A 12713-nucleotide genomic window follows, 5' to 3' on the forward strand; every position below is an offset into this window, starting at 1 on the left:
GGTACAGTTGCCTCAAAATTGACCAGTACACTGCCTTTTAACAGTTAACTGGTCTCTCACAATACAGGTGAACTGTATCTACAGAGACTGGCCAAACGAGAGGAATATGGGCACCAGTAAACCACTACCTAATCCCGCCATAAGCGGAAGGATGTTCACCATGGAACGTACACTCAGTTCCGAGCTGTTCTTCGAAGACAAAGCTGAAAAAAACCAGGCTTCCCTGCCTCTTCGCGTTATCGCTAACCTGATGTTGTGGCAGCGCCGCATCGCCAGCCGTCACCAACTGGCTCGTCTTGATTCGCGCCTGCTGGCTGACGCCGGTATCAGCGAAGCACAACGCTACGAAGAGCTGAGCAAGCCGTTCTGGCGCTAACTCAGCGTCGCTGGCCCTGACCCACCGGGTCCACCGCCAGCACCGAATTGAACAAACAAGACCCGTCGTGGGAAACCACGACGGGTCTTGTCGTTTTCAGGCCTGGCCTTGATGGCCGCAGCAAGAAAAAAACAGTTTAAACAAACAAAAAATTGACCAGTACAGTTTGATTCCAGAGCCTCTATAAATGGCGGCCGGACTTTCCGAGGCTGTCACCAGACGCGTTCTGACCTAATATCGAACCGAACGTGGCGAAGCGAGTCGAGCATGCGTCTCCTCTTTCAGCTACACGCACCAGCCTCCCTTCTCTATTTAAGGAGTTTCATCATGATCCGTCTTCGTCTGCTCAGCGCTGCCGCCTTGCTGGCCGTAGCCGCCCAATCCAATGCCAGCAGCTTTATCGTGACCACCGATTCCATCGTGGGTGCACTCAAGGCCACGTCCGACGTCACCTCCGATGCAACCTCGTCGCTGCGGGACAATAAAATCGTCCAGGCCGCCCGTGATGACGCTGCCAGCTTCGTGGCCAGCGAAGGCGCCATCCGTGGTGTGAAACTGGAAAGTGCCCTGGATTACATCCGCCAGCAGGCGCCGCAGCTCAACGCCACCGACGCGCAGCTGGCCCAGGCCATCCTGGTTATCTGATCCAACATGAAACATCGGGTCGCCAATGGTGTTCCGATGTTTCAGCGCTGGCTCTGGGCCGGGCGTTTGCGCTAGCCTTTGGACTCGCCATCAAATGTCGAGTCCCATGCGTTTCTACTCAAATCTGTTCATCGCATCTTTCTTAAGCGTTTTCTGCTGGTCCGTTCCGGCCCATGCCTTCGATGTGTCCACCCAGCAAGTGGTGGTCAGCGGCTATGCCACGAGCATGGTGACCTCCGCGCCCTTCGACCATAAACTGATCGTCGCCGCTCACGATGACGCTGCGGCATTTATCGCCAGTGACGGGCAGTTACGAGGGGCACAACTGGAGTCGGCCTTGGTTTACCTACGCCGGACCCAGCCAAAACTTCACGTCAGCGACCTTGAACTGGCACAAGCAATTCTCGTCCAATAGTTATCTTTATTCTTCGGAGTCGTTCCATGCGTAGCCCGCTGATTGCTGCCACCCTAGGCCTGCTGTTGTTGGCCGATGTGGCCCAGGCACATACCCTGGTAGCCACCAGTAACATCATTGTCCGTGCTTCCCAGCGCACGATCGATTTCACATCCGACACCACCACGTCCATCCGTGATTCGAAAATTGTCCGTGAAGCCCATGACGATGCGGCCAGTTTTGTCGCCAGCAATGGTGAAATTCGTGGCGCTCATCTCGAGGCCGCCTTCGACACCTTGCGCGCTCGCGTGCCGGAAGCCCGCGACGCCAGTGATCAGGTTCTCGCCGAAGCCATCCTCGCATTGTGAGGCGGCTCGCCGCCTGGCTGACGGTCGGGGCGTTGCTGCTCATGGGCAGCAACGCCCAGGCCGGCCTGCAACTACACCTCAACGGCGACGGCTTGAGCCCGGCGCAACAGCAGGCCAGCCAGGCATTACTCGATGAAGCCTTGCAGGCGCTGCCACCGCGCTTCATCGAGCGACTGGACCGGCGCATCGATGTCGGCTGGACCGACCAGATGCCCGCCAACGCCTACGGCCAAGCCTCGCTGGTGTCGCAGCTGGACCTCAATCGCAATCTGCTCGACAGCCTCACCGACGGCAGCGCCGCCACGCAAAAGACCCATCGTCCCCACGGCACGGTGCGGCGGGAAATGCTCGCCACGGTCCTGCATGAACTGACCCACATTTATGACCGCTCGCGCCTATGGCCGGACGCCGAACGCGCACTGATCCAGCGCTGTACCCGACGCAACAGCAGCGCCGGCCTGATCGGCCTTCCGGATGAATGCCGAGGTGAGAACGACCGCCGCTTCACTCTCAGCGATGATCCACGGTTGCTGGACCTCGCCGGCTGGCCGCAATACGTCGGCCGTCGCGGTGAACGGGAACAGCACAACCGCCAGGTCGCCCGCAGCCCGGACATCTACGAGACGAGCAGCCCCAAGGAGTTTGTCGCGGTCAACATGGAGTACTTTCTCCTGGACCCCAGCTACGCCTGCCGGCGGCCCGCACTGTATCGCTATTATCAGGAACACTTCGGCTGGGCACCTGCCGCCAAGGATACCTGCGCCAAGTCATTCGCCTTTCTCAACGCTGGCAACGACTTCGCCAAGACGCCCCTGGGCAAGGTCGATCCGGAACGCGTCTATGCCGTCGATTATCTGCTGGCCGAAGCCAACCAGAATTGGGTCAGCCGCTGGGGCCATAGCATGCTGCGGCTGGTGATCTGCGCGCCAGGTCGCCCGCGTGGCCCGGATTGTCGATTGGATCTGGATCAACACCTGGTGCTGTCGTATCGCGCCTTCGTGGGCGATGTGCAGTTGTCGAGCTGGGACGGGCTGGTGGGAAAATACCCGTCGCGCCTGTTCGTACTGCCGTTGGCCCAGGTGATTGATGAGTACACCAAGACTGAACTGCGCAGCCTGGCGTCGGTGCCGCTGAACCTGTCGCGGACCGAAATCGAGGAAACCGTCGAACACGCCGCCGAAATGCACTGGAGCTACGACGGCAACTACTATTTCCTGTCCAATAACTGCGCGGTGGAAAGCCTGAAACTGCTGCGCAGCGGCAGCAATAACCAGCAGCTCAAGGGCCTGGACAGCATCATGCCCAACGGCTTGCTGGAAGTGCTCAAGGGACGGGGCCTGGCCGATACCAGCGTACTCGATGACCCCAAGGAAGCCTTGCGCCTGGGCTACCGCTTCGACTCATTCCGCGATCGGTATCAGGCCATGTTCAACGTGCTGAAGAAGTACCTGCCAATCAAGCAACAAACGGTGGAAGACTGGCTGGCCCTGGACGCCGCCGAACGCCGCGTCTGGTTCGAACGAGCCGACCTGCGCACCAGCGCCGCGTTGTTGCTGCTGGAACAGGCCAGTTATCGCCGGCAGTTGCTGCTGGCTCAAGATGAAGTCAAGCAGCGCTACCTCGGTGCCCGTGAATTGCAGAATGGCGGCATGGAAAGAGCCAACGCGACGCTGCAGCAGATTCTCGCCAATAGCGGTTTCCTGAGCCGTCCCGCGGAATTGCTGGGCAGTAGCGGTTACGGGCTGCCGCAACCTAGCGAGTGGCAACGACTGGAGTCGGAAAGCAGCTTGCGTCAGAAACAGCTTCAAACGCTGACAGGCGATCTGGATAAGGAAGTCCGGGCCTTGCTTGAGCCGAGCCGCGCCGCTGAAATTGCCGCGAGTGAAGCCAACGTCAAAGAGATCGGCGAGCATCTGCGCAAACTGCACAAAGCGGGTGGAGGGCTGGAGTTGCCTTGATGCACTGCGCCACAAAACCAGACCGCAGACATCAACCACCAAGCATTTCATGCGCAATAAAAAAGGCACCCGACTCCATCGACGTGCCTTTTTTGTTACCGCTTTTCCCTCTCTCTGAGGAGTTCGCAGCAATTACGGATTAACACTGTCCTTCAAAGACTTACCGGGCTTGAACGCAACGGTATTGCTGGCCTTGATTTTTACAGGCTCGCCAGTTTGTGGGTTTTTGCCGGTGCGGGCGCCGCGGTGGCGCTGTAGGAAGGTGCCGAAGCCTACCAGCGTGACGCTGTCCTTGCGGTGCAGGGCGCCGGTGATTTCTTCGAGAACGGCGTTGAGCACGCGGTTGGCTTGTTCTTTGGTGAGGTCCGCTTTTTCCGCGATGGCGGCAGCGAGGTCTGGTTTACGCATGAATGAAGCCCCTTTGACGGTTTTTTTGTTGTTATGTCCGTGCTGTTCTCTTTGGAACAGCCCCTAAGGCGCCGCAGGCTCTACTCTGCGGCAGACGGGAGTGAGGATGGCACGGGGCCGCAGGCGGCGCCAGTGTCCCAACGACCTTTGTGGGACCAAAAGTAGGGTTTTTGCGACAGAACGACCAGTATTTACGCCAGCAGGGCCGGAAGCTCTTTGTTCAAAGCCAGTTTTTCCATCACCGCAGCCCCCGTCAGGGCGTAGCCCAGCAGGTTGCCTTGGGTGTCGCGACACAGGGCCTTGATGTCGCCGCCCTGCCCTTCGACGCTCCACTCGCCTTCGCGGCCCCGCGGTGGTGGCGAAACCACCAGTGGGCAGACCGGTGTCTTCACGGTGATCGGCATGGCGCCGTAGCTGACAGCGGTCGGGTTGCCGGCCAGGGTCTGCGCCAGGGCGCGGGCGCAGCTCATCAGCGGCATGACATACAGCAGGTTCAAGCCATCGACCTCGGCGCAATCGCCCAGGGCGTAGATGTTGGCGTGGGAGGTTTTCAGGTGGCGGTCGACCACCAAGCCGCGATTGACCACCAGGCCAGCGGCGGCGGCCAAGTCGATGCGGGGGCGTAGGCCGATGGCCGAGACTACCAGGTCGCAGGCAATCACCTGGCCGTCGGACAGGTGGGCTTCCAACCCGTCGGCGACCCGTTGCAGGCGGTTGAGCACCGGCCCCAGGTGGAAGCGCGCGCCGAGGCTTTCCAACCCGGCCTGCACCGCAGCGGCGGCGGCCGGGTGCAGCAAGGTCGGCATGACTTGCTCGCACGGCGCCACCAGTTGCACTTCGTAGCCACCGAGGATGAGGTCGTTGGCGAATTCGCAGCCAATCAGGCCGGCGCCGAGCAGCAGCACCCGGCGTTTACCGGCAGCGGCGGCGCGAAAGCGTGCGTAGTCTTCCAGGTCGTTGATGGGGAAGATCAGGTCCGAGGCATCGCCCTGCACCGGTACGCGCACGGTTTCGGCGCCCCAGGCCAGGATCAGGTCGCGGTAGTTCACCGCTTCTTCGCCAATCCACAGCCGTTTGTGGCCCGGGTCGATACCACTGATGCGGGTGTGGGTGCGCACTTCGGCCTTCAGTTGCTCGGCCATGGTCCCCGGCTCGGCCATGCTCAGGCCGTCGGCGTCCTTGTTTTTGCCAAAACCGGTGGAGAGCATGGGTTTGGAGTACGAGCGGCCGTCATCGGCGGTGATCAGCAGCAACGGGGTTTCGCTGTCGAGCTTGCGAAACTCCCGGGCCAGGTTGTAACCGGCAAGGCCAGTACCGACGATGATGACAGGTGCGCTCATGCTGCTCTCCATGGGGGGCTTTCCATGCGTGTGGGAAACGATCAGTTGATTTCGATCATTTCGAAATCCATTTTGCCGACGCCGCAGTCCGGGCACAGCCAGTCTGCCGGGACGTCTTCCCAGCGAGTGCCGGGGGCGATGCCATCATCCGGCCAACCATCGGCTTCGTTGTAGATCAGGCCGCAGACGATACATTGCCACTTCTTCATTCAGGTACTTCCTCAGGTGTCAGGCGTTTGCCGGTATGGGGTCGCTCAAGGCTGTTTTCCGGCTCAGGGCGTTTTGTACTGATCGGTCGCCGCAGATGCAAGCATGATCGGCAGCGCAGCAGGCCGGCGCCGTCAAATCGGCGATCGTCATGATAAGCTCGCGACCTCATTTGTTGCCTATCAAGACTCTCGTGCCGCAGACAAATTCGATATTTCCTACACTCCAATGGCTGCCCCAGCCCCTGCTGTCGCCGCGCCCCGACGCTTGTGTGCTCGACTGGCTGTTTGACGAAGGCTCGCTGACCCGACGCCTGACGCGCCTGTCGGACGACCACTTCAGCGTGACGCCGTTGTTCGAGGGCTGGCAGCCGTTGCGCGCCGATGAATGTACCGCGCTGGATCTGGCCGAAGGCAGCGAGGGCTGGGTGCGCGAGGTGTACCTGCGCGGCCACGGCCAGCCTTGGGTGTTTGCTCGCAGTGTGGCGGCGCGCAGCGCGTTGCAGGGCGATGGGTTGCAGATGGATGAGCTGGGCAGCCGTTCCCTGGGGGAGCTGCTGTTTTGCGACCAGGCGTTCCAGCGCCGAGCCATCGAGGTGTGCCATTACCCCGCGCCTTGGTTGCCGGACGAGGTTCGCACCACGCAACTGTGGGGTCGCCGTTCGCGTTTCGATCGCGGTGCGTTGAGCGTGCTGGTGGCGGAAATCTTCCTGCCGCGCTTGTGGACCGTCGCCCGCGCCTATTCGGAGAATTGCTGATGTACACGCAACTGCTCAAGTCCTTGAACCGCCTGAACCCGCGGGCCTGGGACTTCCTGCAACTGACCCGCATGGACAAGCCCATCGGTATTTACCTGCTGCTGTGGCCGACCCTGTGGGCCTTGTGGGTTGCCGGCGAAGGTTCGCCGTCTCTGGCCAACATCGTGATTTTTGTCCTCGGCGTGGTGCTGACCCGCGCCGGCGGTTGTGTCATCAACGATTGGGCCGACCGCAAGGTCGACGGCCACGTCAAACGCACCGAACAACGCCCGCTGGTGAGCGGCAAGATCAGTTCGAAAGAGGCGCTGGTGTTCTTTGCGGTGCTGATGGGTGTGAGTTTCCTGCTGGTGCTGTGCACCAATGCGCCGACCATTTTGCTGTCCCTTGGCGGGCTGGCACTGGCGTTCAGTTACCCATTCATGAAGCGCTATACCTACTACCCGCAAGTGGTGCTGGGCGCGGCGTTTTCCTGGGGCATGCCGATGGCGTTCACCGCCGAAACCGGCCATCTGCCGGCGGCCGCATGGCTGTTGTATATCGCCAATTTGCTGTGGACGGTGGGCTACGACACCTATTACGCGATGACCGACCGGGACGATGACTTGAGGATCGGCGTGAAGTCCACGGCGATTCTGTTTGGCGATGCTGACCGGGTGATCATCCTGACGCTACAAGGCCTGGCGCTGGCTTGCCTGCTGCTGGCCGGGTCGAAGTTCCAACTGGGCGGCTGGTTCCACCTGGGGCTGGTGGCCGCTGCCGCGTGCTTTGCCTGGGAGTTCTGGTACACCCGCAGCAAGGACCGGATACGTTGCTTCCAGGCGTTCCTGCACAACCACTGGGCCGGATTGGCGATTTTCGTCGGGATTGTGCTGGATTACGCGTTGCGTTGAGGCCGCTGACCCAGCACTGAACCTTGGGTCATGAAAGGCTTTGTGGCGAGGGAGCAAGCTCCCTCGCCACAGTAGGTCAGTCGGGCTTGGCGACCTTCCAGGCGCCGTCCATCAAGCCGTCACCGGTCATGGCACCGGCCTTTGTGTCCTTCACAAAGGTGTACAGCGGCTTGCCATTGTAGGCCCATTGCTTCTTGTCGTCGTCACGGGTGATCACGGTCCATTTGCCCATGGGCTTGTCGCTTTCTTCGGCCATGAGCGGCGGCCAGTTGGCGGCGCACTTGTCGTTGCACATCGACTTGCCGCCCGAGTCTTTGGCAAACGTATACAACGTCATGTTTTGGTGGTCCGTCAGTATGCCTTTCTCTTTATCGACCATCGCCGGCTCAGCCGCGAACGCCCATGCCGGCAGCGCCAGTGCAGCCGTTACCGCCAGTGCCCGGATGGATTGGGTAAGGTAAGTCATGGAAACCTTCTTGTGTGGTTGTCAGGATTCGGACTGAAAAGCGTAGCTCAGGATCCCCTTCGCTGCCGACTCACGAAATAACTGTCACACGACTGCAATAATTCCGTTATCTAATGCGGCGCAAGACAGTTAAATGACAAGAGGATTACCCCATGGTTGGCAGGAGCATTCTGATCGTCGATGACGAGGCGCCCATCCGCGAGATGATTGCCGTTGCGTTGGAGATGGCCGGCTATGACTGCATGGAAGCGGAAAACTCTCAACAGGCCCATGCCATCATCGTCGACCGCAAGCCCGACCTGATTTTGCTGGACTGGATGCTGCCCGGCACGTCAGGCATCGAATTGGCGCGACGCCTAAAGCGCGATGAGCTGACCGGTGATATTCCAATCATCATGCTCACCGCCAAAGGTGAAGAGGACAACAAGATCCAGGGCCTGGAAGTGGGCGCCGACGATTACATCACCAAGCCGTTCTCCCCACGGGAACTGGTGGCGCGCCTGAAAGCCGTGCTGCGCCGCGCCGGGCCGACCGATGGCGAAGCGCCGATTGAAGTCGGCGGCCTGCTGCTGGACCCCATCAGCCACCGCGTGACCATCGACGGCAAACCCGCCGAGATGGGCCCGACCGAATACCGCCTGCTGCAATTTTTCATGACCCACCAAGAGCGCGCCTACACCCGAGGCCAACTGCTGGACCAGGTCTGGGGCGGCAACGTCTATGTGGAAGAACGCACCGTGGACGTGCACATCCGGCGCCTGCGCAAGGCCCTCGGCGATGCCTATGAGAATCTGGTACAAACCGTGCGCGGCACCGGTTATCGTTTTTCTACCAAGGCCTGATCCGAGCCCTTACCGCCCGACAAGCTGACAAGGACGCGCGTCACGTGAATCAAAACTGGCATGGCACCCTGATTCGCCACATGTTGCTGCTGGTGACCGGCTGTCTGGTGGTCGGCTTGATCAGCGGCTACTACGGCTGGAGCCTGGCCGCGGGCCTGGCGCTTTACCTGGCCTGGACCCTCAAGCAATTGCTGCGCCTGCATGAATGGCTACGCCTGCACCAACCCGACGAAGCCCCGCCCGACGGCTATGGCCTGTGGGGTGAGGTGTTCGACAGCATTTACCACCTGCAACGGCGCGACCAGCGCGTGCGCGGACGTCTGCAAGCAGTGATCGATCGGGTCCAGGAATCCACTGCGGCGCTGAAAGACGCCGTGATCATGCTCGACAGCGATGGCAACCTGGAATGGTGGAACCGCGCCGCCGAGACCCTGCTGGGCCTCAAGACACCACAGGACAGCGGCCAGCCGGTGACGAACCTGGTGCGTCATCCACGCTTCAAGGAGTATTTCGAGCAGGACAATTACGCCGAACCCTTGGAGATTCCTTCGCCCACTAATGATCGGCTGCGCATCCAGCTCTACATCACCCGCTATGGCAATAACGAGCATTTGATGCTGGTGCGGGACGTCACGCGCATCCATCAGCTGGAGCAGATGCGCAAAGACTTCATCGCCAACGTTTCCCACGAACTGCGCACGCCGTTGACGGTGATCTGCGGTTACCTGGAAACCCTGCTCGACAACGTCGAGGAAGTGAACCCGCGCTGGAGCCGGGCCTTGCAGCAGATGCACCAGCAAAGCGGGCGCATGCAAACCCTGCTCAACGACTTGCTGCTGCTGGCGAAGCTGGAAGCCACCGATTATCCGTCGGACAACCAACCGGTGCCCATCGACGATCTGCTGCAAACCATCGCTGAAGATGCGCAGGAACTGTCCGGCGCCAAACAGCAGAGCATCACGCTGGAAGCCGACTCGGCCGTGCAACTCAAAGGCAGCGAAGCGGAACTGCGCAGCGCGTTTTCCAACCTGGTGTTCAACGCGGTCAAGTACACCCCCGAGCAGGGCCGGATCCGCGTGCGCTGGTGGGGCGATGAGCAAGGCGCGCACCTGAGCGTGCAGGATTCCGGCATCGGCATCGACAGCAAACACCTGCCGCGCCTGACCGAACGCTTCTATCGCGTCGACTCCAGCCGCAACTCCAATACCGGCGGCACCGGGTTGGGCCTGGCCATCGTGAAACACGTTTTGTTACGTCATCGCGGACGCATGGAAATCAGCAGCGTGCCCGGCCACGGCAGCACGTTTACCTGCCATTTCGCCCCGGCGCAGGTGGTTCGCGCGCGTCTGGCCAGCCGTGCCGATTGATACCAACCGGCACTCACCACTAGGCAACCGTCGAGTCAGCCGCTACATTGGCTGACTTGTGCCTGCCTTTTCAGGTACTCATTTCTAACCTTTACGAACATACGGAACCCGCAAAACTCCATCATGGACCCTTCCCCTGGCTTGTCCCTCGCAACACTCTTCGCCGAATTCGGCATGATTCTTTTTGCTCTGATCCTGGTTTTGCTCAACGGTTTTTTCGTTGCGGCGGAATTTGCCATGGTCAAGCTACGCTCGACCCGGGTCGAGGCCATCGCCGAACAGAACGGCTGGCGCGGGCACATCCTGCGCACCGTCCACAGCCAGCTCGACGCTTATCTGTCGGCTTGCCAGCTGGGTATCACCCTCGCCTCCCTGGGCCTGGGCTGGGTCGGTGAGCCGGCGTTCGCCCATGTCCTCGAACCGCTGCTGGGCGCGGTCGGCGTCGAGTCGCCGGAAGTGATCAAGGGCGTGTCGTTCTTCACGGCGTTTTTCATCATTTCGTACCTGCACATCGTGGTCGGTGAGCTGGCGCCCAAGTCCTGGGCGATCCGCAAGCCCGAGCTGCTGTCGCTGTGGACCGCCGTGCCGCTGTACATGTTCTATTGGGCCATGTACCCGGCGATCTACCTGCTCAACGCCAGCGCCAACGCCATCCTGCGCATCGCCGGTCAAGGCGAGCCCGGTCCGCATCACGAGCACCATTACAGCCGTGAAGAACTGAAGTTGATCCTGCACTCCAGCCGTGGCCAGGACCCCAGCGACCAAGGCATGCGCGTATTGGCCTCGGCCGTGGAGATGGGCGAGCTGGAAGTGGTGGACTGGGCCAACTCCCGGGAAGACCTGGTGACGCTGGAGTTCAACGCGCCGCTCAAGGAAATCCTGGCGATGTTCCGTCGCCACAAGTTCAGCCGTTATCCGGTGTATGACAGCGAGCGCCAGGAGTTCGTCGGCCTGCTGCACATCAAGGATCTGCTGCTGGAGCTGGCGGCCCTGGATCACATTCCCGAGTCGTTCAACCTGGCCGAACTGACCCGGCCGCTGGAGCGCGTGTCGCGGCACATGCCGCTGTCACAGTTGCTGGAACAGTTCCGCAAGGGTGGCTCGCACTTCGCCCTGGTCGAGGAAGCCGACGGCAACATCATCGGCTACCTGACCATGGAAGACGTGCTGGAAGTGCTGGTGGGCGATATCCAGGACGAACACCGCAAGGCCGAGCGCGGCATCCTGGCCTACCAGCCGGGCAAGCTGCTGGTGCGCGGCGACACGCCACTGTTCAAGGTCGAGCGCCTGCTGGGAATCGACCTGGACCATATCGAAGCCGAAACCCTCGCCGGGCTGGTCTATGAAACCCTCAAGCGGGTACCGGAAGAGGAAGAAGTGCTGGAAGTCGAAGGCCTGCGGATCATTATCAAGAAGATGAAAGGACCGAAGATCATTCTGGCGAAGGTGTTGATGCTCGATTGAGTGTCAGCCGCTTTCCGGCGACTGGCCTCCAGTGGCGAGGGGATTTATCCCCGCTGGGCTGCGCAGCAGCCCTAAAACCTGAAATTCCAGTTTGCCTGGTGAATTGAGTCGGCAGTGTCGGGGCCGCTTCGCGACCCAGCGGGGATAAATCCCCTCGCCACAAAAGCTTCTTCGCTTGTGCAGAGGCTACTGCTTGCCCAACGCAAAGTTGGGCAAGTCACCCACCGGTTGATTGAACTGGTAGGGAATCGACACCAACCCCAACCCGGTATTGCGCTGCACCACGAAATGCAGGTGCGGGCCGGAGCTGTTGCCGGTGTTGCCCGACAGCGCCAACGGCGTGCCCACCACGACCCGCTGCCCTTCCTGCACGCTCACCGAGCCCTTCTGCAAGTGCAGGTACACGCCCATGGTCCCGTCATCGTGCAGCACCCGCACGAAGTTGCCTGAGGGGTCATCCCCCCGACCGGTCTGCTCATTTTCGGTCTTGATGACCACGCCGCCCCGCGCGGCGATGATCGGCGTACCCACGGGCATGGCGATGTCCATGGCGTAGCGGTTCTTCGGGCCGTAATGACTGTATTGGCCGTTGGCCCCCTGGCTCAGCCGGAACGGCCCGCCGCGCCAAGGCAGCGGGTACCGATAGGCCTCGGCGGCGCCTGCAGGGTCGCCCAGTGAATATTCGAACCGTGGGGTATACACCAGCGGCCTGCCGGGCCGGGTGGCCGTGAGCAGCGCCAGGCGCAGGTTGCTGCGCGCCGGCAGCACCCGACGAATCGGCCGGCTCGGCGCGCCGCTCACGTTCCTGAGCCCGGCGAAGCTCAACTCGATCTCCACCGGCGCGTACAAGTCATTGCGCACGAACACCGCATCGGCGCCGTTCTGCTTCTTGATATCGAGAAACACCTGCCGCTCCAGCCGTTCGACCATGCGATCGCGAAACACGAACACCTGGGCGCCCTTGCTGGGGCGGTCGCTATAGGACACCACGCCATTGGCATCGGTGGATTTGTAGATCGTCATGGCCACGGCCGAAGTGGAGGCCAGGACAAGACCACAGGCAAACAGCAGGGGCACGAGCATGGGCAAAGGTTCTGTCGAAAATGAAGGCCTGCACAGCAGCCTAGCAGCTGGGATGGACCAGCGTAGTCGACGGATGTTTCAAAATTGGATCAGCGATCGGTGTTGGATCTTATGGCCCCATCGCGAGCAAGCTCGCTCCCACACGGAA

15 protein-coding genes are annotated in these 12713 nt (G+C 61.0%); 10 read left to right on the forward strand and 5 right to left on the reverse strand.

Annotated features, from left to right (window positions below; genetic code table 11):
• Nucleotides 1-160: 160 nt before the first annotated feature.
• From LOY70_RS29420 to LOY70_RS29440, 5 genes are all read left to right on the forward strand, one after another.
• Complete coding sequence (locus LOY70_RS29420; RefSeq protein WP_003187014.1) at nucleotides 161-376, forward strand: DUF1127 domain-containing protein; 216 nt, start codon at nucleotides 161-163, stop codon at nucleotides 374-376.
• A gap of 327 nt (nucleotides 377-703) precedes the next feature.
• Nucleotides 704-1021 (forward strand): DUF2388 domain-containing protein, encoded by a 318-nt coding sequence (locus LOY70_RS29425; RefSeq protein ID WP_265032130.1) that lies wholly within the window; start codon nucleotides 704-706, stop codon nucleotides 1019-1021.
• 106 nt (nucleotides 1022-1127) lie between these two features.
• Nucleotides 1128-1436: a DUF2388 domain-containing protein gene (locus LOY70_RS29430; protein ID WP_265032131.1), complete on the forward strand. Its 309-nt coding sequence runs from the start codon at nucleotides 1128-1130 to the stop codon at nucleotides 1434-1436.
• 26 nt (nucleotides 1437-1462) lie between these two features.
• Nucleotides 1463-1783 (forward strand): DUF2388 domain-containing protein, encoded by a 321-nt coding sequence (locus LOY70_RS29435; RefSeq protein WP_265032132.1) that lies wholly within the window; start codon nucleotides 1463-1465, stop codon nucleotides 1781-1783.
• A complete protein-coding gene (locus LOY70_RS29440) occupies nucleotides 1780-3741 on the forward strand; it encodes a DUF4105 domain-containing protein (RefSeq protein WP_265032133.1) in 1962 nt (653 codons plus the stop codon). The genes LOY70_RS29435 and LOY70_RS29440 overlap by 4 nt, the downstream gene beginning before the upstream one ends.
• Before the next feature lie 132 nt (nucleotides 3742-3873).
• Here LOY70_RS29440 and LOY70_RS29445 read toward each other — a convergent pair whose 3' ends face one another.
• The 3 genes from LOY70_RS29445 to LOY70_RS29455 form a co-directional block, all read right to left on the reverse strand.
• Nucleotides 3874-4149, reverse strand: coding sequence for an HU family DNA-binding protein (locus LOY70_RS29445; RefSeq protein ID WP_003195589.1), 276 nt, complete (start codon nucleotides 4147-4149; stop codon nucleotides 3874-3876).
• A gap of 191 nt (nucleotides 4150-4340) precedes the next feature.
• Entirely contained in the window at nucleotides 4341-5489 is a 1149-nt protein-coding gene (locus LOY70_RS29450; protein WP_265032134.1) for an NAD(P)/FAD-dependent oxidoreductase, read from the reverse strand.
• A 41-nt stretch (nucleotides 5490-5530) separates the two neighbouring features.
• A complete protein-coding gene (locus tag LOY70_RS29455) occupies nucleotides 5531-5698 on the reverse strand; it encodes a rubredoxin (protein WP_003177199.1) in 168 nt (55 codons plus the stop codon).
• Nucleotides 5699-5889: 191 nt separating this feature from the next.
• On the opposite strand from LOY70_RS29455, the gene LOY70_RS29460 reads away from it, so the two are divergent.
• Together LOY70_RS29460 and ubiA are read left to right on the forward strand one after the other, a co-directional pair.
• Nucleotides 5890-6453, forward strand: a complete 564-nt coding sequence (locus tag LOY70_RS29460; protein ID WP_265032135.1) for a chorismate--pyruvate lyase family protein — start codon at nucleotides 5890-5892, stop codon at nucleotides 6451-6453.
• On the forward strand, nucleotides 6453-7343 hold the full coding sequence (gene ubiA / locus LOY70_RS29465) for a 4-hydroxybenzoate octaprenyltransferase (protein ID WP_123344987.1): 891 nt from the start codon (nucleotides 6453-6455) through the stop codon (nucleotides 7341-7343). The genes LOY70_RS29460 and ubiA overlap by 1 nt, the downstream gene beginning before the upstream one ends.
• 76 nt (nucleotides 7344-7419) lie before the next feature.
• Here the strand turns inward: ubiA and LOY70_RS29470 are convergent, their stop codons facing one another.
• The gene (locus LOY70_RS29470) at nucleotides 7420-7809 is read right to left on the reverse strand and encodes a hypothetical protein (protein ID WP_265032136.1); all 390 of its coding nucleotides are present in this window, start codon (nucleotides 7807-7809) and stop codon (nucleotides 7420-7422) included.
• A 152-nt stretch (nucleotides 7810-7961) separates the two neighbouring features.
• On the opposite strand from LOY70_RS29470, the gene phoB reads away from it, so the two are divergent.
• From phoB to LOY70_RS29485, 3 genes are all read left to right on the forward strand, one after another.
• Nucleotides 7962-8651, forward strand: a complete 690-nt coding sequence (gene phoB, locus LOY70_RS29475; protein WP_003177195.1) for a phosphate regulon transcriptional regulator PhoB — start codon at nucleotides 7962-7964, stop codon at nucleotides 8649-8651.
• Nucleotides 8652-8731: 80 nt separating this feature from the next.
• Nucleotides 8732-10018, forward strand: a complete 1287-nt coding sequence (gene phoR / locus LOY70_RS29480; protein WP_265038230.1) for a phosphate regulon sensor histidine kinase PhoR — start codon at nucleotides 8732-8734, stop codon at nucleotides 10016-10018.
• A 123-nt stretch (nucleotides 10019-10141) separates the two neighbouring features.
• A complete protein-coding gene (locus tag LOY70_RS29485; protein ID WP_025216201.1) occupies nucleotides 10142-11482 on the forward strand; it encodes a hemolysin family protein in 1341 nt (446 codons plus the stop codon).
• A 186-nt stretch (nucleotides 11483-11668) separates the two neighbouring features.
• Here the strand turns inward: LOY70_RS29485 and LOY70_RS29490 are convergent, their stop codons facing one another.
• A complete protein-coding gene (locus tag LOY70_RS29490; RefSeq protein WP_265032137.1) occupies nucleotides 11669-12565 on the reverse strand; it encodes a peptidoglycan DD-metalloendopeptidase family protein in 897 nt (298 codons plus the stop codon).
• Nucleotides 12566-12713 lie beyond the last annotated feature (148 nt).

It is taken from the genome of Pseudomonas sp. B21-054 (genome assembly GCF_026016345.1).
GTDB lineage: Bacteria > Pseudomonadota > Gammaproteobacteria > Pseudomonadales > Pseudomonadaceae > Aquipseudomonas.